This window comes from Mesorhizobium tamadayense (genome assembly GCF_003863365.1).
GTDB lineage: Bacteria > Pseudomonadota > Alphaproteobacteria > Rhizobiales > Rhizobiaceae > Mesorhizobium > Mesorhizobium tamadayense.
Map to the genome: position 1 here is coordinate 164,870 of NZ_RQXT01000007.1, position 20,542 is coordinate 185,411.

Annotated in this window: 18 protein-coding genes; 5 read left to right on the forward strand and 13 right to left on the reverse strand. The window is 64.9% G+C overall.

What is annotated here, in order from left to right; all coding sequences use genetic code 11:
• Positions 1-10 precede the first annotated feature (10 nt).
• Together EH240_RS08540 and EH240_RS08545 are read right to left on the reverse strand one after the other, a co-directional pair.
• A complete protein-coding gene (locus EH240_RS08540) occupies positions 11-1,108 on the reverse strand; it encodes an NAD(P)H-dependent flavin oxidoreductase (RefSeq protein ID WP_124997136.1) in 1,098 nt (365 codons plus the stop codon).
• 52 nt (positions 1,109-1,160) lie between these two features.
• Positions 1,161-2,276 (reverse strand): LacI family DNA-binding transcriptional regulator, encoded by a 1,116-nt coding sequence (locus tag EH240_RS08545; protein WP_167483965.1) that lies wholly within the window; start codon positions 2,274-2,276, stop codon positions 1,161-1,163.
• 600 nt (positions 2,277-2,876) lie between these two features.
• Between EH240_RS08545 and EH240_RS08550 the strand changes: the two genes are divergently transcribed.
• The 3 genes from EH240_RS08550 (at position 2,877) to EH240_RS08560 (ending at position 6,598) form a co-directional block, all read left to right on the forward strand.
• Positions 2,877-3,839: a sugar-binding protein gene (locus EH240_RS08550; RefSeq protein WP_124997138.1), complete on the forward strand. Its 963-nt coding sequence runs from the start codon at positions 2,877-2,879 to the stop codon at positions 3,837-3,839.
• A 195-nt stretch (positions 3,840-4,034) separates the two neighbouring features.
• A complete protein-coding gene (locus EH240_RS08555; protein WP_124997188.1) occupies positions 4,035-5,606 on the forward strand; it encodes a sugar ABC transporter ATP-binding protein in 1,572 nt (523 codons plus the stop codon).
• Positions 5,603-6,598, forward strand: a complete 996-nt coding sequence (locus EH240_RS08560; RefSeq protein WP_124997140.1) for an ABC transporter permease — start codon at positions 5,603-5,605, stop codon at positions 6,596-6,598. The genes EH240_RS08555 and EH240_RS08560 overlap by 4 nt, the downstream gene beginning before the upstream one ends.
• 2 nt (positions 6,599-6,600) lie before the next feature.
• Here the strand turns inward: EH240_RS08560 and phnN are convergent, their stop codons facing one another.
• The 9 genes from phnN to EH240_RS08605 form a co-directional block, all read right to left on the reverse strand.
• A complete protein-coding gene (phnN, locus tag EH240_RS08565; protein WP_167483966.1) occupies positions 6,601-7,227 on the reverse strand; it encodes a phosphonate metabolism protein/1,5-bisphosphokinase (PRPP-forming) PhnN in 627 nt (208 codons plus the stop codon).
• Complete coding sequence (locus EH240_RS08570) at positions 7,224-8,363, reverse strand: alpha-D-ribose 1-methylphosphonate 5-triphosphate diphosphatase (protein ID WP_124997142.1); 1,140 nt, start codon at positions 8,361-8,363, stop codon at positions 7,224-7,226. Before EH240_RS08570 ends, phnN begins: the two co-directional genes overlap by 4 nt.
• A 22-nt stretch (positions 8,364-8,385) precedes the next feature.
• Positions 8,386-9,093, reverse strand: coding sequence for a DUF1045 domain-containing protein (locus tag EH240_RS08575; RefSeq protein WP_124997144.1), 708 nt, complete (start codon positions 9,091-9,093; stop codon positions 8,386-8,388).
• A gap of 147 nt (positions 9,094-9,240) precedes the next feature.
• The gene (iolB, locus tag EH240_RS08580) at positions 9,241-10,053 is read right to left on the reverse strand and encodes a 5-deoxy-glucuronate isomerase (RefSeq protein ID WP_124997146.1); all 813 of its coding nucleotides are present in this window, start codon (positions 10,051-10,053) and stop codon (positions 9,241-9,243) included.
• Between the two features lie 338 nt (positions 10,054-10,391).
• On the reverse strand, positions 10,392-10,604 hold the full coding sequence (locus EH240_RS08585; RefSeq protein ID WP_124997148.1) for a DUF3329 domain-containing protein: 213 nt from the start codon (positions 10,602-10,604) through the stop codon (positions 10,392-10,394).
• A gap of 64 nt (positions 10,605-10,668) precedes the next feature.
• Positions 10,669-11,583: a myo-inosose-2 dehydratase gene (iolE, locus tag EH240_RS08590; RefSeq protein WP_124997150.1), complete on the reverse strand. Its 915-nt coding sequence runs from the start codon at positions 11,581-11,583 to the stop codon at positions 10,669-10,671.
• A gap of 40 nt (positions 11,584-11,623) precedes the next feature.
• The gene (iolD, locus tag EH240_RS08595; protein WP_124997152.1) at positions 11,624-13,468 is read right to left on the reverse strand and encodes a 3D-(3,5/4)-trihydroxycyclohexane-1,2-dione acylhydrolase (decyclizing); all 1,845 of its coding nucleotides are present in this window, start codon (positions 13,466-13,468) and stop codon (positions 11,624-11,626) included.
• Positions 13,469-13,517: 49 nt separating this feature from the next.
• Positions 13,518-15,452, reverse strand: coding sequence for a bifunctional 5-dehydro-2-deoxygluconokinase/5-dehydro-2-deoxyphosphogluconate aldolase (locus EH240_RS08600; protein WP_124997154.1), 1,935 nt, complete (start codon positions 15,450-15,452; stop codon positions 13,518-13,520).
• A 156-nt stretch (positions 15,453-15,608) separates the two neighbouring features.
• Positions 15,609-16,454, reverse strand: coding sequence for a MurR/RpiR family transcriptional regulator (locus tag EH240_RS08605; RefSeq protein WP_167483967.1), 846 nt, complete (start codon positions 16,452-16,454; stop codon positions 15,609-15,611).
• A gap of 160 nt (positions 16,455-16,614) precedes the next feature.
• On the opposite strand from EH240_RS08605, the gene EH240_RS08610 reads away from it, so the two are divergent.
• Complete coding sequence (locus EH240_RS08610) at positions 16,615-17,724, forward strand: Gfo/Idh/MocA family protein (protein WP_124997158.1); 1,110 nt, start codon at positions 16,615-16,617, stop codon at positions 17,722-17,724.
• A 24-nt stretch (positions 17,725-17,748) separates the two neighbouring features.
• Here EH240_RS08610 and EH240_RS08615 read toward each other — a convergent pair whose 3' ends face one another.
• Positions 17,749-18,447 (reverse strand): helix-turn-helix transcriptional regulator, encoded by a 699-nt coding sequence (locus tag EH240_RS08615; RefSeq protein WP_124997160.1) that lies wholly within the window; start codon positions 18,445-18,447, stop codon positions 17,749-17,751.
• 126 nt (positions 18,448-18,573) lie between these two features.
• Here EH240_RS08615 and EH240_RS08620 point away from each other — a divergent pair, with 126 nt between their 5' ends.
• Complete coding sequence (locus EH240_RS08620) at positions 18,574-19,209, forward strand: LysE family translocator (protein WP_124997162.1); 636 nt, start codon at positions 18,574-18,576, stop codon at positions 19,207-19,209.
• A gap of 22 nt (positions 19,210-19,231) precedes the next feature.
• Here EH240_RS08620 and EH240_RS08625 read toward each other — a convergent pair whose 3' ends face one another.
• Positions 19,232-20,323: a 3-deoxy-7-phosphoheptulonate synthase gene (locus tag EH240_RS08625; RefSeq protein ID WP_124997164.1), complete on the reverse strand. Its 1,092-nt coding sequence runs from the start codon at positions 20,321-20,323 to the stop codon at positions 19,232-19,234.
• Positions 20,324-20,542 lie beyond the last annotated feature (219 nt).

Consider the following 20,542-nt stretch of genomic DNA (forward strand, 5'->3'; position numbering starts at 1 on the left):
ACAACTCCAATTAAGGATCCGATAGGGCAGCCGATCGCCGCGCGGCCGAGAGGGCGTCGAATATCTCGCCTGTTTCAGCGACAAGCGTTCGCACCAGTTGTCCTGCCGGAAGCTCCCTGTTCAGCGCCGCCGCCTGCCCGTAGAGATGAAAGGCGAAATCTCCTTTTGCACCGACGTCGCTGAGCGGAGCGCTGAGCGCGATCATTTGCGGGAAGTCCGGAAGGCGCGTACGGCTCTCCTCCATCTCCAGGGCGTAGCGTGTGCGTCTCGCCCGCGCCGCGCGGCCCGTGAAGGCATCGGTGACCATCGTGTCCATGTCCGTCGCGGAGCGGATCAAGGCGCGGCGCGGTCCGTCCGTGCCGGCTTCGTCGCAGGACAGGAAGCCGGTGCCGATCTGCACGCCGCTGGCGCCAAGCGCAAAAGCGGCCGCTATGCCTCGACCGTCGCCGATGCCTCCCGCAGCAATTACCGGGAGCTCGACGGCATCGACGACCTGGGGAACCAGCGCCATTGTCCCAACGCCGTCGCCAGGACCATTGGGAGCGTGCGAACCACGGTGGCCTCCCGCCTCCCAGCCTTGCGCTATAACCGCGTCGGCTCCACCGTCGGCGAGCTTGCGCGCCTCGGCGACATTCGTCGCGGTGCTGATGACTACGATGCCGGACTGCTTCAACTTGGCGACAGTGGCCGCGTCCGGTATGCCGAAGTGGAAACTTACGACCGGCGGGCGGATCTCGAGCACCAGATCAAGCTTTTCATCGTCGAAACCCGGTCCCATCGGTGGAAGCGTCTGCGAGGGTTCGCCGAGCGACAGCTCCTCGTAGTAGGGTCGCAACCTGTCGATGGCCCGGGTCAGCACGGCGTCGCTGGTGTCGGGTTTGGGAAAAACAAAGAAATTGAGGTTGAACGGACGCTCGGTCGAGGCGCGCATCTGGCGCGCAACGTGGCGCAGGCCATCCGGCAGCATCGATGCGCAGCCGAGCGATCCCAGCCCGCCGGCATTGCTCACCGCAGCGGCGAGATCCGGCGTTGCCGAGCCGGCCATCGGAGCCTGGATGATCGGATGCTCGATCTTCAGGAGATCGCATAGACGACGGTTCGGCCACATGAGCGTATTTCCGGTGTATGCCATCCGATCATAGGCCTGCGTCAGGCTCGGGTCACCGGGATTGTGCGGGCACCTTCCCCACACTCTCCCTCTCCACCAGCGGGCACTCCAGCTTGGTGATGGGATAGCGGCCGTGGCCGGGCGTCAGTGGCGTCTCCAACTGCTCGATCGCCCATTGGCCCATCGCCAGATGCGGCAGGATCGATGTGGTCAGCGGCGGGAACAGGTGGCGGGCGATCTCCTCGTCGTCATAGCCGACCACGGAAATGTCCTGCGGGATATGCAGGCCTGCCTCCTTCAGCGCCTCGTAGCAGCCGATCGCCGTGCGGTCGTTCTGGCAGAAGATGGCGGTCGGGCGGTCTTTCAGCGCGAGAAGCTTGACGGTCGCGGCATAGCCGGCGCTGGCCGACCAGTCGCCCTCGACCACCAGCTCCGGATCGAAAGGGATGTCGGCGGTGGCTAAAGCGCGGCGATAACCCTTCAGCCGGTCCTGCGCGGCCTGCATCCAGGGCTCGCCGGTGATGGTGGCGATGCGGCGGTGGCCGTGGCCGATCAGGTGCCTTGTCGCGCTCTGGCCGCCGGCGATCTCGGAGGGCACGACGGCCGGGAAGGCATAGTCGGCGGTGTAGCAGTTGAGCAGGATGACCGGGATGTCGAGGCCGTAGAGGAAATCGGGCGCCGTGATCTCGCGGGTGAAGATGGTCATGTAGATCAGCGCCGAGATGCCGCGTCGCGTCAGCGCCTGTATGGCACGCGGCTCCATCACCGCATCGCCCATGGTTTGGGCCACCAAGAGCACATTGCCGGCATTCCACGAGGCCTGGCGCGCGCCCTCGATGGCAACCACCGCCTCGGGGCTGGTGGCAAGCTGGTCGACGGCGAAGCCGATCACGCCGTCCAATCCTTCGAACGGCGTCACGGCCGGGCGGAGCGCCGAGAAGACCGGCGGCGAGTAACCCAGCGATCGCGCGGCCTCAATCACCCGATCGCGCGTCTGCTGCGACAGGCGGATGCCCGGCGAATTGTTGAGCACGAAGGAGACCGTCGCCTGCGAGCAGCCGGCGGCCCGAGCGATATCGGTCATGGTAACGCGACCCTTGGGCCTGACGGGCGGCTTACGGCGCCTGGAGGTTTCCGGGGGATCGCGCAGTTCCGTCGGTTCGCTCATGGTCGTTTCCCAAACCTGCCGGCTGTTAAGCAAAGGCCAGCGGCAACGGCAAGATACCCTGGCACGGCGTATTTATGGAGTCGCGCCATGATTATAATTATTAACATACGCGGTGCCTTCGATGCCAGCCACATCGCCTGCCGACGAACAAGTTGAAAAGGTCAGAGAGGCTGATGATTTCGCCGAATTTGACAGCGATGGCGGTCGCTGCTGCTCCTCCGTTCGCGCGCTAGCGGCTTGTCTCTACTCCACCGAAAAATGCGCGCCTTTGGCTCTATGACTAATACTCTTTACTAATAGCTCTAAGCGTTCTACTGTCAACTCGTCGCGACTTGGCCGGGGCCTCCCGGCCGATAGCGGCAAGTGGGAGCGAGCGTGTCTCACACGGAGGGGAATGTCGCCGGAAGGGACGTCTCGTTATCACGAAAATGTCAGACAAATCGGACTATTTACGAACGGCAAATCTGTGTCTAGTGTTTTGGTCGCGGCCGGGTTGGCGCCGTTCTCAAGTTGCCAGACCTTGGGCAAGCCCCTTGAGGAGGAGGGCGTCCGGGCCGCAGCCGAGACATCAGCGATGAGTTTCAAAAGGGAGGTTGAACCATGAAATCCATGATCCGTAATGCATCGGTCGCCGCGGCGGCCTTGGCGCTAGGCCTGTCGGCGAGCGCAGCCGTGCGCGCCGACGACAAGCCGACGCTGGCCTTCGTCGTCAACGGCGCGTCAGACTTCTGGAAGGCGGCGGAAGCCGGCGTGAAGAAGGCGCAAGGGGAGCTGCCCGACTACAATCTCGAGCTCAAATATCCGGAGCAGTCGTCTGTCGCCATCCAGCAGCGGCTGATGGACGACCTGGTGACGGCCGGCGTCAAGGGCATCATGGTCTCCGCCGTCGACCCGAAGACCTCGACCGACGGGCTGAACAAGATCGCGTCCGAGACGGCGCTGTTCACCACCGATAGCGACGCTCCGCAGACCAAGCGCGTTGCCTATATCGGCTCGTCCAACGTCGACGCCGGCAAGCAGGCGGCCGAGATCGCCAAGAAGGCGATGCCGGACGGCGGCAAGTGCCTGGGCTTCGTCGGCCTGCTCGGCGCCGACAACGCCAAGGAGCGCATCCAGGGCATGAAGGACGGTCTCGCCGGCAGCAAGATCGAGCTGGTCGACGTGCGCGGCGACGACATCGACCAGGCGCGCGCCAAGAAGAATGTCGAGGACGCGCTGGTCGCCAGCCCCGACATTACCTGCATGGTCGGCTTCTACTCCTACAACACGCCGCGCATCTATGAAGCGCTGCGCGACGCCGGCAAGCTCGGCCAGATCACCGTCGTCGGCTTCGACGACGATCCGATCACGCTGGGCGGCGTCAAGGAAGGCACTGTCGCCGCGACCGTCGTGCAGCAGCCCTTCGAGTGGGCCTATCAGGGCATGAAGCTGATGGCGTCCTACCTCAAGGGCGACAAATCGGGCATTCCGGAGAAGGGCCTGATCATCATCCCGACCAAGATCATCGGCAAGGATGATGTCGACGCGTACGCCGCCAATTTGAAGGCGATGTCCGGAAACTGAACTGGGCAAAGGTGGCAACCGATTGTCGGTGCTGGAGCTGCCCCTCATCCGCCTGCGGCGGCTCTGCCCCATTCAGGGGGAGAGGATTAGGGTGAGGGGCAATTCAAGGCCGACGCCTTTCTTGTTGTTGACGGGCCTCGCGAGGCCCGTCAGTCTGTGGCCCACCGGCTGGCAAGCGCGATGAATTATGGCGCGATGAACTATTCCGACACATCCTTCGCCCAATCGACGACCGCTCCGTTCCTGAGCCTCGAGGCCGTGCGCAAGACCTATCCCGGCGTCGTGGCGCTGGACGGGTTTTCCATGGAGGTCAGGCCCGGCGAGGTGATCGGCCTGGTCGGCGAGAACGGCGCCGGCAAGTCTACCCTGATGAAGATCCTCGGCGGCGTGACGCGGCCGGACAGCGGCACCGTCACCGTCGATGGCGTCGCGCATGTCGGGCTGACCGTGGAAGCCAGCATCGGCTCCGGCATCGCCTTCGTGCACCAGGAATTAAACCTCTTCGAAAATCTCGACGTCGCCGCCAACATCTTCTTCGGCCGCGAGCCGCTCAAGGCCGGGCCACTGAGGCTGGTCGACCGCGCCAGGCTGCGCGAGATGGTGGCCCCGCTGTTGAAGCGCGTCGGCGCCAATTTTTCGGCTGACGCGCCGGTCGCGACGCTCTCGCTTGCCCAGCAGCAGATGGTCGAGATCGCCAAGGCGCTGTCGATCAAGGCGCGGCTGGTGATCCTCGACGAGCCGACCTCCAGCCTGCCGATCGCCGAGACCGAAAAGCTGCTCGACGTCATCAAGGGCCTGAGGGCGGAAGGCATCAGCGTCATCTTCATCTCGCACCGCCTGCACGAGGTCGAGCGTGTCGCCGACCGGGTCGTGGTGCTGCGCGACGGCATGCTTGCCGGCACGCTGCCCAAGAGCGAGATCAACCACGACCAGATGGTCAAGCTGATGATCGGGCGCATGCTGAAAGAGCGCGAGAAGGCTGCGGAAGCGGGGCGCGCGCCAGGCGGCGTCGCGCTCTCGGTAAATGCCGTGCGCACCAGCGCCTATCCGGATCACCCGGTCGATCTCGACGTCCGGCGCGGCGAGATCCTCGGCCTTGCCGGGCTGGTCGGCTCGGGGCGCACGGAGCTCGCGCGCGTGCTGTTCGGCATCGACGAGCGGCTCGGCGGCAGTGTCGCTCTGGACAGAAAGGCGCTCAATGTCGGATCGGCCGCCGATGCGGTGGCGAACGGCATCTTCCTGGTGCCGGAAGACCGCAAGCTCACCGGCATCCTGCTCGATCTCTCGATCGCGCAGAACATCTCGCTGCCCAATTTGCCGGCGCATGCGAAGCGCTTGCTGGTGTCGGCCAGCGCCGAGCTCGCCACCGCGGAGAAGCAGAAGAAGGACCTCGGCATCAAGGCGCCGTCGGTCCTGACCCGCACCGGCACGCTTTCGGGCGGCAACCAGCAGAAGGTGGTTTTAGCCAAATGGCTGGCGATGAACCCCAAGGTGATGATCCTCGACGAGCCGACGCGCGGCATCGACATCGGCGCCAAGGCCGAGATCTACGGCCTGATGCGGGCGCTTGCCGATGCCGGTGTCGCGGTGCTGATGATCTCCAGCGACATGGAAGAGGTGATCGGCGTCTCGGACCGCATCGCGGTCATGCATGAGGGGCAGATTTCCGGCATTCTCGATCGGGACGATTTCAGCCAGGAGAACGTGCTTTTGCTGGCGGTGGGCAAAAGCCCCAAGCTGGCGCATGCCGTCGGAGGAGCGCAATGAGCAAGAAAGACCTCGGCCTGCTGATCCTGATCCTGGTGGTCGGCGCGGTGGTGACGGCGATCAACCCGCGTTTCCTTTTGCCGATCAACCTTGCCAACACTTCCAACCTGATCGGCCTGTTCGGCATCCTCTCCATCGGCCAGGCCTTCGTCATCATCACCGGCGGGATCGAGCTCTCGGTCGGCTCGCTGGTGGCGCTGCTCGGCACGCTGTTCATCGACTTCATCGCCGTGCGCGAGATGGACTGGCCGCTGGCCTTCGTGCTGATCATCGTGCTCGGCGCCGTCATCGGCTACGTGCATGGCTGGCTGATCACCAGGCTCAAGCTGCAGCCCTTCGTGGTGACGCTCTGCGGCCTGTTGATCTATCGCGGCGTGGCGCGCTTCTACACCGCCGACGGCACGGCGGGCTTCGCCTTCGGCCAGAATTTCCCGACCCTCGAATTCATCACCGCCGGACGCTCGTACGGCGTGCCGAACAGCTTCATCGCGCTGATCGTGATTGCCATCGTCATGTGGGTGGTGCTGCACCGCTCGGTGTTCGGGCGGTATCTCTATGCCATCGGCAAGAACGAGGAAGCGGCGAAATATTCGGGCATCCGCACCGGACGCGTGGTGATCGCCGCTTACGTCATCTGCGGCGTGCTGACGGCGCTTTCGGCGATCTATTTCGCCATGTACACGCGCTCGATCTCGCCGGCCAGCCACGGCCAGTTCTACGAGCTCTACGCGATCGCAGCGGCGGTGCTCGGCGGCTTCTCGCTGCGCGGCGGCGAGGGCTCGCTGATCGGCGTCATTCTGGGTACGGTGCTGCTGCAGGAGCTGCAGAACCTGGTCAACCTGCTCGGCATCCCCTCCTCGCTCAATTTCGCGGTGATGGGCGGCGTGATCCTGATCGGCGTGCTGGTCGACCAGCAATGGGGCGTTTTCCGCGCCCGGCGCCGGATGATGGAGGCGACGAGACGGAACGTAGCCGGGGCGCCGGCGGAGTAGCCTCAGATCATCCCGGACAGATCCGAGACCGCCATCGCCTTGCACAGCACCTCGGCGAAGCGCTCGCCGGCGATCTCCCTGGCGCCGCTGTTGTCGATCGAGGTGACGTCCGGTCCCGAAAGCGTCACGTTCGTGCTGCGCGCAAGGCGGGCAAGCACCTCGCCGCGCGATTCGCGACCGCGCGCCGCCAGGCGTTCGGCGAGGATTTCCGGTGCGGCAGTGATCTCAACCACCGCCAGATTGGCGTAGCGCTCACGCAGCATGGGGATGACGGACCGCGAGACATTGGCCACCGCGACATGGCCGTTGGCCACTGCCCAATCGACATCGGCCGGCAGGCCATAGCGCAGGCCATGCGCGTCCCAGCAAATGGCGAAGGCGCCGTCGGCTTCCGCCTCGGCGAAGGCGGCGTCGGCCAGCGTGTCGTGATCCTCGCTCGCGGAATCGCTCGGCCGGGTGATGACGCGGCGCACGAATTCCAGCCGCGTCTCTCCGGCAAAGCGCGCCTTGGCGTAGCCGATCACCGTATCCTTGCCGGCGCCACTCGGGCCGACGACCGCAACGAAGACGCCGTTGCGGATGGGAAGGGTTTCGGTGAGCTCGCGTTCGATCAAGGCTGAAACCATCATGCGACACGCCCGCCCTGGCGCCAGACGGTGCGCACCACCGGCACGCGCTCGTCGACGCGCACGCGCACGAGATCGGCGCGCCGGCCGGGCTCGATGACACCGCGATCGGTGAGGCCCACTGCCTCTGCCGGGTTCTTCGACACCATGGCGACCGCCTGCGGCAGCGAGATGCCTTCGACGACATCGCCGAGGAAGAAGGCCGACTGGATCAGGCTGAAGGGAATATAGTCGGACGACAGGATGTCGAGCAGGCCGTCGCCGGCGAGCGCCCTGGCCGAGACATTGCCCGAATGCGAGGAGCCACGCATGACGTTGGGCGCTCCCATCAGCACGCCGAGGCCCGCCGCCTTCGAGGCCCTTGCAGCCTCTTCCGTTGTCGGGAACTCGGCGACGCGCACACCTTGCTCGATAGCCTCGTCGACATGGCCGGCCGTGGCATCGTCATGGCTGGCGAGCACGATGCCGCGCTCGCGGCATGCGGCGGAGATGAAGACGCGGTTGGGGCCTGAATTCATGGCCGATTCCGCCATGCGTTTCTCGCAGAATTTCTGGAAGTCGCGGTCCGTCAGCTTCAGCTTGCGCTGATAATAGTAGGCATAGGTCTCGAGGTTGACGAACTGGCGCTGGCCCGGCGCATGGTCCATCAACGAGGCGAGCTTCACCCTGTCGTCGGTCTCGAAATTGGCGAAGGCCTCGAGACAGTCCGGCGCGGAAACCTCGCAGCGCAGATGGATGAAGTGGTCGGCCCGCAGCCGGTCCTGGCGCACGCTGTCCTCGATCGCGTCGGCGAGCTTGCGCACGTCGTCGGATTTCAGATCGGCATCCTCATCCATGCCGACACGCAAGGCATCGAGCACGGTGGTGATGCCGGCGGTCGCCACCTGCGCGTCATGGGCAAGCACGGCGGCGATCGGGTTCCAGCGCACTTTCGGGCGCGGCGCGTAATGGCCTTCGAGATGGTCGGTGTGCAGCTCGACGAGGCCCGGGATGATGTAGTCGCCGCCCATGTCCTCGCCGGTGCGGACGGCGCCCGGCTCGACAGCGGCGATCCGGCCATCGCGCAGCAGCAGCGAGCCCTCGATGATCTCGCCGGCTAGCACGATGCGGGCATTGGTGAGGACGGTTTCGGCGGTCATTTCAGGCAGTCCTTAGTCGACATCATGCGGTTTTTCTGGCCGGGCGGCATCCAAGCGCATGGTGGGAGAGCGCCATGAACGGGGCGCCCGGTTCGGTTTCGACAAACAGCGTCAGCGCATCCACCGGCACCGGATGCTGCAGCACATCCGCGAACAGGCTGTCGATCGCTGCACGAAGACGTGGGCTTTCCTGTGGCCCGACGCGTCCGGACAACGTCATGTGGAAGCGGAAGGTCTCGAAAACGTAGGGATAGCCCCACTGGCAGAGGTTGCGGAACTCATCCGGCTTCAGCGAGTCAGGGCTGCGCCGCTCGATCTCGGCCTCGGTCAGCGGAGCGCGGAAGCGGTCGAAAGCGCGAACGACCTTGCCGGCGAAACTGTTGAGCGGCGCGAATGGAGTTTCCGGCACCAGCGCGAAGAAACCGTCGATCTGGCCGATGACGAGGCGCGGAATGGCGACCGGCGGCGTCGCTTCGGCGAAGTCGTCCAGCGCGGCGCGCAGCGAGGCTTCCGTCTCGCTCGGCGCCAGCCGGAACGGCGCCTTCAGCGTCGCATGAAAACCGTAGCGGCGCGCCGAGGCGGTGTGGAAGGCAACTTCCGCCGCCGACAAGTCGCCCACCGCCCCGACCGGCCGCGTTGGCGCGCCGAACGGGTCGCGGCCAAGCCAATTGGCAGCGAGGTGTGCCAGCGGCTCGTCTTGCCGTGGGGTGAAATAGATGGCGTAGCGCATGAGAAACCTCGTAAGCCCGCTGCCATAGGTGATTTCCATGACGGATTGACGAAGCTTTCATGGGTTTTCGAAGGCAAACAGCCCCTGAGGGTCGTTAGCCGACGCTTTCTCCGAGCTGGACCAATAGTTTGAGCGCGATGAAAGACCTCAGGCCTTCATCAGCCACTCATGCTCGGGAGCGTTGTGGAACTTCCAGGTCCGCTTCGGGCCGGCCATGACGTTGAGATAGTAGAGATCATAGCCGTGGCAGGCCGCACATGGATGGTAGCCCTTGGGCACCAGCACGACGTCGCCGTCTTCGATCGCCATCGCCTCGTCCAGCTCGCGCTCGCCATTCTGGTCAGCGTCCGTATAGACGCGCTGGAAGGCAAAACCCTGCGGCGGGTTGAGGCGGTGGTAGTAGGTCTCCTCGAGGTAGGATTCGGCGGGCAGATTGTCCTGGTCGTGCTTGTGCGGCGGATAGCTGGAGGTGTGGCCGCCGGGCGTGATGACCTCGACCACCAGCAGCGAGTCCGCCGGCTTGCCCTCTGGCAGGATGTTGGTGACGTAGCGCGTGTTGGTGCCCTTGCCGCGCACTTCCTGACCGAGATCGTCGGGTGAAATGACTCGCGCCGGCGGGCCGCCGCCGAGGCCCGGCGCCGAGCAGACGGCAAGCTCCAGCTCGGTGTCGGCGGCCACCGACCAGTCGGAGCCTTGCGGCACATAGACCGACCAGGGCTTGCCCTCGAAGGGCGACATGCGCTCGCCGAGCAGGCCGAGATCCTTGCCGCCGGCTGACGCCTTACCCTTGCCGGTGACGAAGACCAGGCAGACCTCGCGGTCGCCCGTCTCGCCCGAAGCCGTCTCGCCTGGGCGCAAGCGATGGAGGTCGAAACCGACATAAGTCCAGCCGGCGCTTTGCGGCGTGACGTGAGCGACGCGGCCGTGGCCCTTGTCGGCCTTGACGAGCAGTTTCGACATTGAGGTCTCCCTAATTACCCGACACTTCGATTTTCAGGCCTGTTTGCGGCCAAGATTTCATCGTTCGATGGACTATCGCGAAACCTTGGAAATTGGCCGGGGCCTCTCAACTTCGTCATCCTGGGGCGAAGCAGGAGCGAAGCTCCGTCGCGGAGACCCTAGGATCCATGCCGTAACCTCACTCGAAGGGCGCGGCGGAGCAGAATTCTGCACCGTCATAACACTTTCGAAGTCACGGCATGGATCCTGGGGTCTGCGCCGCGTCGCTTCGCTCCTTGCTCCGCCCCAGGATGACGAAGTGAGAGGCGTTCCGGCCAATCGCCACCATATTCAATCCGTCATTCCTTCGGTTCGGTGTCGGCCTTGCCCTCTTCGGCCGGCTTGTAGAGGTAGAAGAACTGCCATACCGCGTAACCGGCGAAGCCGAGCGCGATGACGCCCCAGAAGGGTGTGCCGGAGGCGAATTCGATGACCGACCAGATCAAACATACGGCCACGACGGCGATGCGTCGCCACAGCGGCCGGAAGAAGGGGTGCTCATAGTCTTTCATCGCGCCAATCCAGGATTTGCCCAAAGCGCATCAGATAGACCGTGCGCCGTGGCGAATCCACCGTTTACGCCGGGAAGCCTTGCGTCTCCACCGTATAGCCGGCGGCCGTCATCACCCGCATCAGTTCCTTGTGGCCGACCTGAGCCATCCTGAGCGGCGGATTCTTCTTCGGATCCTGCTCGGCCTCGACCACGAACCAGCCTTCATAGCCGTGATCGGCGAAGCGCTGGACGATGGCGCCGAAATCGAGCGAGCCGTCGCCCGGCACAGTGAAGGCGCCGAGCGCCACGGCGTCGAGGAAGGACTGCTTCGTGCGGTCGAGCTTCTCGATCACGCCCATGCGCACGTCCTTCACATGCACGTGGTTGATGCGCTTGTGGTGGTTGTCGATGGCGCGCAGCACGTCGCCGCCGGCAAAGGCGAGATGGCCGGCGTCGAGCAGCAGCGGGATGCCTTCGCCGGAATGGCGCATGAAGGCGTCGAGTTCCGGCTCGGTCTCGACGACCGCCGCCATGTGATGGTGGTAAGAGAGTGGCATGCCTTGCTCGGCGCACCATTCGCCGAATTCGGTGACGCGGCGGCCATAGGATTTCATCTCGTCGTCGGCGAGCTTTGGCTTGGTGGCCAGAGGCCTGGAGCGGTCGCCCTGGATGGAGCGGCCGACCTCGCCATAGACGATGCAGGGCGCGTCGACCGCCTTGAAAAGGTCGATCATCGGCTGGATACGATCCTTGTTCCTCGCCAGGTCCTCGTTGACCAGCGTACCGGAGAACCAGCCGCCGCAAAGCGTGACGTCGGCTTCCTTCAGGATCGGCAGCATCACCTTCGGATCATTGGGGAAGCGGCGGCCCATCTCCATGCCGGTGAAGCCGGCCGAGCGCGACTGGCGCAGGCACTCCTCCAGCGACACGTCATCGCTCAATTCCACGAGATCGTCGTTCCACCACGCGATGGGGGACATGCCCAGTTTGGCTTTCAAGTCGTCACTCCAGCTTCAATCGTTGCGAGGCAGACGCAGTTCAGCCCTGACGGCTGCCCACGGCTTCCTCATATTTCTTGCGCGCGGCGTTCACCTGCGGCCGCGACGAGACTTCCGGCACGGCCACATCCCACCAGTGGCCGCCGGCGTCGGTCGAGACCAGCGGATCGGTGTCGATGACCAGCACCGTCGTCTTATCGTTGCCCTTGGCCTTGGCGAGCGCCGTCTCCAGCTCGGCGATCGACGCCACCTTTTCGGCGACGGCGCCGAGGCTCGTCGCATGCGCGGCGAAATCGACATCGGGCATGACCTCGTGGCGAGCGTCCCTCAGCAGATTGTTGAAGTTGGCGCCGCCGGTCGCCATCTGCAGCCGGTTGATGCAACCATAGCCACGGTTGTCGAGCAGCACGATGGTGAGCTTGAGACCCAGCATCACGGAGGTGGCGATCTCGGAATTGAGCATCAGGTAGGAGCCGTCGCCGACCATGACGACCACCTCCTCGCCGGGCTTGGCCATCTTCACCCCAAGGCCGCCGGCGATCTCGTAGCCCATGGTCGAGAAGCCGTATTCGGCGTGATACGAACCGGGCGCGCCGGCCTGCCAGAGCTTGTGCAATTCGCCCGGCAATCCGCCGGCGGCATGCAGCAAGGTGACGCCCGAGCCCATCGCCCGCTGCACGGCGCCGATCACCTGCGCGTCGGACGGATAAGCGGCGTTGGTGGACGCCGTCACCTTGGCGGCCGCGGCCTGCCAGTCCCCCTTGCCCTTCAGCGCATTGTCGGTCCAGGCGGCGGGCGCTTTCCAGCCTTTCAGCGCGGCGGTCAGTTCAGAGAGCCCTTCGGCGGCGTCGGCGACCAGCGGCAGCGCCCAGTGCTTGCCGGCGTCGAAGACTTGTGTGTTCAGCCCGATGATGGTGCGGCCGGCATTCTTGAACAGCGCCCAGGAGCCGGTGGTGAAGTCCTGCAGCCTAGTGCCGACGGCGAGCACGACATCGGCCTCTTCCGCCAGCCGGTTGGCGGCCGACGTGCCGGTGACGCCGACGGCGGCCATGTTGAGCGGATGATCATCGGGCAGCGAGGATTTGCCGCCTTGCGTCTCGCAGACCGGAATGCCGGCGCTCTGCGCCAGCTTCGCCAGCTCGCTGGAGGCCTGCGAATAGAGGACGCCGCCGCCGGCGATCACCAGCGGCTTCTTGGCGCCCTTCAGCGCCGCCACCGCTGCCTCCAGCTCGTTTCGGTCCGGGCGCAGCCGGCGCTGTGTCCAGACGCGCTCGGCAAACAGGCTTTCGGGATAGTCATAGGCCTCGGCCTGCACGTCCTGGCAGAGCGAGAGCGTGACCGGCCCGCATTCGGCCGGATCGGTCAGCACCTGCATAGCGCGGTTGAGCGCCGGGATGATCTGCTCGGGACGCGTGATGCGGTCGAAATAGCGCGATACGGGGCGGAAGCAGTCGTTGACGCTCGCCGTGCCGTCGGAAAAATCCTCGACCTGCTGCAGCACCGGGTCGGGCAGGCGGTTGGCGAAGACGTCACCGGGAAGCAGAAGCACCGGCAGGCGGTTGACGTGGGCAAGGGCCGCGGCCGTCACCATGTTCAGCGCGCCGGGGCCGATCGAGGTGGTGGCGGCCATGAAGCGGCGGCGGAAATTCGCCTTGGCATAGGCGATCGCCGCATGCGCCATCGCCTGCTCGTTGTGGGCGCGGAAGGTCGGCAGCTCGTCGCGGACCTGGTAGAGCGCCTCGCCGACGCCGGCGACATTGCCATGGCCGAAGATCGCCCAGACGCCGCCGAAGATCGGCACCTTTTTACCGTCGATCTCGGTCACCTGCCGGCTGAGAAAGCGGGTCAGCGCCTGCGCCATCGTCAGGCGAACGGTCTTGGTCATTGTCGTTTCCTCCGGCTTTCTTGTGCCGTCTTGTTATGCGGCCGCCTTCTTATGCAGCTTTGCGGCCGCGCGCGGCAAGCCATGCCTCGGTCAGCTGTTCAAAACGCGCGGCCATGTCGGCGATAGCTTCGTCGTCCGACATCCTGCCGGCAAGCCATTGTTCGGCGGCGTTGATGAAGATGGTGCGACCGACGGCAAATCCCTTGACGATCGGAGAGTTGCTCGCGGCGGCAAAGGCCGCGACCAGCTCGTCCTGCGGCGCCTCCAAACCAAGCAGCACGACGCCGCGGCACCATGGATCGTTCTTGACGATCACCGCCTCGATCTTTGCCCAGGCGTTGGCCGAAGCCTGCGGCTCGAGCTTCCACCAGTCGGGCTTGATGCCCACCGCATAGAGCTCCTCCAGCGCGCGCGGAATGGTGGTGTCGTCGAGCTTGCCGTGCTTGCCTGCGATGATCTCGACGAGAAGTTCTCTGCCAACTTTCCGCGCGGCCTCGAACAAAGCCCGGAGCTTTTGCTGCTGCTCGGTCTTCAGCGGCTCGGGATCGTCCGGATGATAGAAGCACAGGCATTTGATGCAGTGGTCGACCGGCCATTCAATGAGCTGCGAGCCGATATCCTGCGAGAATTCGAAGCGCAGCGGCCGCGAGCCCGGCAGCTCGACCGGACGGCCGAGCCAGGCGAACGGATGGCGGGCGAATTCGAACATCGCGTCGCGGCCGTATTTCTCGTCGATCAGCATGCCGTAGCCGGCGCGGCCGGCGGCGACCCTGGCCGCCGCCTTGACCGTGAGCACCTTGAAATCGGGAATGCGGGAGACATCGGCGCCGACCTTGGCGGCGACATCCTCGAGCTGGACGCGATGGTCGCAGGCCAGCGCCATCAGCGAGGGGATGTCGCGCCGGCGCGCCGTCGCCCAATGGACGTGGTTGATCGCCTCGTCCTTGCGCAGCGCCAGATGCTTGCTGCCGTGCTTCAGGAAGAACTGCAGCTCCTCGAAGGTCGGATATTCCGGCGCGCAAAGCAGGCGCGACACGGCGAAGGCGCCGCAGGCATTGGCCCAGGTCGCGGCCGTCGCAAAGCTTTCGCCGCCGAGCCAGCCGCGCAGGAAGCCCGACATGAACGCGTCGCCGGCGCCGAGCACATTGTAGATCTCGATCGGGAAGCCCTTGCCGACGACGCCATCCTCGAGGTCGTCGCTGATCGGCCCGTCATAGACGATGCAACCCTTGGCGCCGCGCTTCAGCACAATGGTGGCCGAGGACAGGGCGCGGATCGTCTTCAGCGCGCTCAGGCAATCGTCGGCGCCTGAGGCGATCATGATCTCTTCCTCGGTGCCGACGATGAGGTCGCAATCGGGAAGCACAGTCTTCAGTTGCGCCGAGACGCGGTCCGACTTGACGTAGCGTTCGAAGCCTTCCGCATGGCCGGCAAGGCCCCAGAGGTTCGGACGGTAGTCGATGTCGAAGACCACCTTGCCGTCCTTGGCCTTCATCAAACGGATCGCCTTGCGCTGCGCGGCATCGGTGTTGGGGCGGGAAAAATGCGTGCCGGTGACGACGACCGCGCGGGCAGAGGCAATAAACGCCTCGTCGATATCCTCTTCCGCGAGCGCCATGTCGGCGCAGTCGGAGCGGTAGAAGATCATCGGCGAGACGCCTTCGTCCTCGACCGAAAGCAGCACCAGCGCGGTCAGCCGCTCCTTGTCGGTCTTCAAGCCATCGACCGAGACGCCTTCACGCCGGAGCTGCTCGCGGATGAAGCGGCCCATCTGCTCGTCGCCGACACGGGTGAGCAGCGCCGGGCGCAGGCCGAGCCTTGCCGTGCCGACCGAGATATTGGCCGGGCAGCCGCCGACCGACTTGGCGAAGGAGGCGATGTCCTCCAGCCGCGAGCCGATCTGCTGGCCGTAGAGATCGACCGAGGCACGGCCGATCGTGATGACGTCGAGCGGCGGATATTTCGCTTCCACGGCTTCGCCCATTCGAACCTCCCATCGGCCTTGTTGTGCAGAGCAGCGTCGTTTTGGGCAGCACGCGCGAATGGCGGCGCGGTGCCGTCAATATGAAATAATAATTCCAATCTATAGTCAATATGGAATGAGCATTCCCGGATGGAAAAACGCTGATGCAGGGGCCGTTCAGGCCTTGCGCTTGCGGCCGGCGTCGCGGCGCTTCTCGCCAACGGCGACGGTGAGCGCCATGGCAAGCGCCATGGTGGCGGACAGCGAGCGGAAGCCGCCGAAATCGGCTTCGGCGACCTCGAACCACACCTTGGCGAACTGGGCGAGCGGAGAAAACGAGCTGTCGGTGATTGCCACGATCGGCACGCCCTGCTCGGCGATCAAGCGCGTCTCGTCGATGGTCGCGGGCGCGTAAGGCGAGAAGCTGATGGCGATGACGGCGTCGCGCGGCGTGGCGAAGGCGATCATCTCGGCATTGAGACCCGCGGCCGATTCCACCAGCTGGTTGCGGATCTTGAGCTTGCCAAGCGCATAGGCGATGTAGGAGGCGACCGGATAGGAGCGGCGCTTGGCCAGCACATAAATGGTCTCGGCCTTCGCCAGCAGGGCGATCGCCTCCTCGAAATGCGTATCGTTCAGCGCGCGCGAAATGTCGCTGAGCGAGGTGCTGGCGGCGGCGACGAAACCATCGAAGATCGCCCGGTGGCCGGCGCCTTCCTCGGCCTTGGCGCGCAGCGCCGCAAGCCTTTCGTCGTAGGAGGAATTGCGCTCGCGCAGCCGTTCGCGAAAAACCTGCTGCAGGCTGGTGAAGCCGTCGAAGCCGAACTGCTGGGCAAAGCGGATCAGCGTGGAGGGCTGGACACCGGCCGAGGCGGCGATGCTGGCGGCGGTGCCGAAGGCGATGTCGTCGGGATTGTCGAGCGCATAAGCGGCGATCTGCGCGATCCGCTTGGGCAGGCTGTGGCGCCGTTCCAGGATCGTCGTGCGCAACGTCTCGAAATCGCGAGGCACCCGTTCGTCCATCGTCGCTCCGCCCACGGCCATATTGATAGTTCCCTCTCCTGCCTCATCATAGCGAGTTCGCGCAAGAACACCATAAAAAATGATTTACACGTTCCATTCTTTAGTAAAATGGATTAATTCATCCATACGCGTTTCTTCCCTCATCTCGGAGAGAATCGACATGGTCGGAGTGGGCCTCATCGGCACGGGCTTCATGGGCAAGTGCCACGCCATCGCCTGGAATGCGGTCGGCACCGTCTTTCCCGATGTCGACAAGCCGAAGCTTGTGCACCTGGGCGAGGTCAACGACGAGCTTGCCAGGCGCAAGGCGGGCGAATTCGGCTTCGCCAAGGGCTCCGGCGACTGGCGCGCAGTCGTCAACGACCCGGAGGTCGACGTTGTCTCGCTGACCACGCCCAACCAGTTTCATCCGGAAATGGCGATCGCCGTCCTGGAAGCCGGCAAGCATCTGTGGTGCGAGAAGCCGATGGCGCCGAGTTTCGCCGAAGCCGAAGCGATGGCGAAGGCGGCGACGACATCCGGCAAGGTGGCCGCTCTCGGCTACAACTACATCCAGAACCCGGCCATCCGCCATATCGGCGCGCTGCTCGAGGAAAAGATCATCGGCGACGTCAATCTCGTGCGCATCGAGATGGACGAGGATTTCATGGCCGACCCCGACGCGCTGTTCTTCTGGAAGCACGAGGCGTCTTCGGGCTACGGCGCGCTCGACGATTTCGCCGTGCATCCGCTGTCTCTGATCAAGGTGCTGTTCGGCCGCGTCGCCCGTGTCATGTGCGACATGGTGAAACCCTATGCCGACCGGCGCGTCGCCTCCGGCGGCCGCCGTGCGGTCGAGACCTACGACATCGCCAGCGTGCTGATGCACCTCGAAAACGGCGTCGCCGGCACGCTGCTGGTCAACCGCTCGGCCTGGGGCCGCAAGGGCCGCATCGCTATCCAGATCTTCGGTTCGAAAGGCTCGATCCTTTACGACCAGGAGCGGATGAACGAATTCCAGCTCTACCTCACCGCCGACCGCCCGACCGAACAGGGCTACCGCACCATCCTGGTGGCGCCGCACCACAAGCCCTACGATGCCTTCCTGCCGGCGCCCGGCCACGGCCTTGGCTTCAACGACCTCAAGATGATCGAATGCCGCGAACTGCTGATGCGGATCGCAGGCAAGCCGGCGCGGATCATCGATTTCGACGAAGGGCTGGAGATCGAGCGCACCGTGCACGCGATGGCGCGCTCGTTCCAGGAACAGCGCTGGGTGGATGTGCGGTAAAGCGGCCGGCGAACCGGCGACGGTTCAGTTGCCGGCGGCAGCATTGATCTCCCAGCCGTCCACCCAGATCTGCCGCAGGCGGTCGCCTTCGCCCTTGAACCACAGGCCCGCCGGTCGGCAGTCCTCGATGCGGTCGCTGCGGAAGTTGCGGATGGCCTGGCGCAGCTCGCACCAGGCGACGATGTTGGCGGTCTCGGCGTAATAGATGAGGGCCACCGGGCGGACGATGCGCTGCGTGGCGCGGCCGGCTTCGTCGCGATAGGCAAGGTCGAGCTTTTCCTCATCGCGGATGGCGCGGCGGACCAGGGCGAGATCGACCGCGGAGGCCGAGGGCGCGGCGAAACCCCAGGCATGCAGAGCGTTGGCGTCGAGCGTCTGGCGCAAGGGCGGCGGCACCGCGCCGGCGATCTTGGCGCCGACGCGTTTCGCGGCCTGCTTGAGCTCGTCGTCGCCGGTGCGCTCAAGCAGCGCCAGTGACAGCACGATCGCCTCCATTTCCTCGATCGAAAACATCAGCGGCGGCAGGTCGAAGCCGGGACGCAGGATATAGCCGATACCGCGCCCGCCCTCGATCGGCACGCGCATCGCCTGCAGCGCGGCAATGTCGCGATAGACCGAGCGCACCGTCACTTCCAGCCGCTCGGCGATGGTCGCCGCCGTCACCGGCTTCCGGGCCAGCCGCAGGATCTGGATGATCTCGAACAGGCGCGAGGCCTTGCGCATTTCTCCACCCGGCTGAAAAGCAACTGACACACCCCCGTCAGTTGGAATGACCTATAGGGCCGCCTACCGGCTTGAAAATCAACAGATTCCTTTGAGCCTTCGCCGGGACGGCAACAGGCAACTGACATGAGCTACACCGAAAATCTCTGGCTTTTCTTCATCTTGCTGTTCGGCATCATCGCCGTGCCTGGCATGGACATGCTGTTCGTGCTGGCCAATGCGCTGACCGGGGGACGCGACAGGGGGCTGGCGGCGACCGGCGGCATCATGCTTGGCGGAGCGGTGCACACGCTGAACGGTGCGATCGGCGTCGGCCTGCTCATGCATTTCGTGCCGGTCCTGTTCAAGCCGCTGCTGGTCGCCGGCGCCGCCTATATGGCCTATATCGGGATTTCGCTGATGCGCAGCTCCATCACCGTCGGCGATGGCGGGCCCGCGGGCAGCCGCTCCGCCTGGAAGGCTTTTCGCCAGGGGTTGGTCACCTGCCTGATCAACCCGAAGGCCTATCTCTTCATCATCGCCGTCTATCCGCAATTCCTGAAGCCGGCTTACGGTCCGATCTGGATGCAGGCGACGGTGATGGGGCTGCTGACGGTCGCCACCCAGGCAGGAATTTATGGCGGGCTCGCCATCACCGCCGGCCGCAGCCGCATGTTGCTGGTCGACAATCCCCGGGCGACCATCCTTGCCGGACGGGCGGCGGGGCTGCTGCTGTTCGCGGTCTCGGTATTCACAGCATGGGAAGGGCTGAGGGCGGTGTAATCACCGCCCTCGTTCATAGCCATCACGCCGCGCCCTGACGGCTGGCAAGCATCTCGCGCTTCACCGACCGGCGCCATTCGACGGCGCCGGCAAGGCCGTGCAGCACCGTTTCGGTGGTCGCCCAGTCGATGCAGCCGTCGGTGATGCTCTGGCCGTAGACGAGCGGCTTGCCGGGCACGACATCCTGGCGGCCGGCGACGAGATTGCTCTCGATCATGACGCCGATGATGCGCTCGTCGCCCGCGGCTACCTGGCCCGCCACATCGTGCGCGACTTTCGGCTGGTTTTCCGGCTTCTTGCCGCTGTTGGCGTGGCTGACATCGATCATCAACCGCGGCGCGACGCCGATGCGAGCGAGTTCCGCGGCTGCCGCCGCGACGCTGTCCGCATCATAGTTCGGCACCACGCCGCCGCGCAGGATGACGTGGCAGTCCTCATTGCCGGTGGTGGCCGCGATGGCGCTGCGGCCGCCCTTGGTCACCGCCATGAAATGATGCGGCTCGGCGGCCGACTTCACCGCCTCGGCGGCGATCCTCAGATTGCCGTCCGTGCCGTTCTTGAAGCCGACCGGGCAGGAAAGGCCCGACGCCAGCTCGCGATGGATCTGGCTTTCGGTCGTGCGCGCGCCGATGGCGCCCCAGGCGACGAGGTCGGCTATGTATTGCGGCGTGGTCATGTCGAGGAACTCGGTCGCCGCCGGCAGGCCGAGGTTGTTGACGGCGGAAAGCACGTTGCGCGCCATGCGCAACCCCTTGTCGATGTTGAAGCTGCCGTCGAGGTCGGGGTCGTTGATCAGGCCCTTCCAGCCGACCGTGGTGCGCGGCTTCTCAAAATAGACGCGCATGACGATCTCGAGCCGGTCGGCCAGGGCCTCGCGCAGCGCCGCCAGACGGCTGGCGTAGTCCACGGCGGCGACCGGATCGTGGATGGAACAAGGGCCGACGATGACTATCAATCGATCGTCGGCCCCCGTCAGGATCGAATGGATGGCGTTGCGCGAGGCGGCAACGGTGCGCGTCGCGGTGAGTGAGCGCGGTATCTCGCGCATCACCTCGTCCGGCGTGCTCAGGACTTTGAGTTCGGTGACCCGAAGGTCGTCTGTTGTGGTCAACACGGCATTCTGCTCCTGGTTAGGAGACCTGCCGGCTGAAACAAAAAAGCCGCCAGGTCTGGCGGCTTGTCGGATTTTGGTGCTGCAATCTTCAGATCGAGCGCAATCCTCCCGCCGCCAGCGAGCTGTCGTAGGTAAAGTACCAAAACGAGGCGGTCAGGTGGATCATGCGGCTCATATAGTCGAAGACGCGGCGCTTGTCACCTGGCGAGATGCTACTCC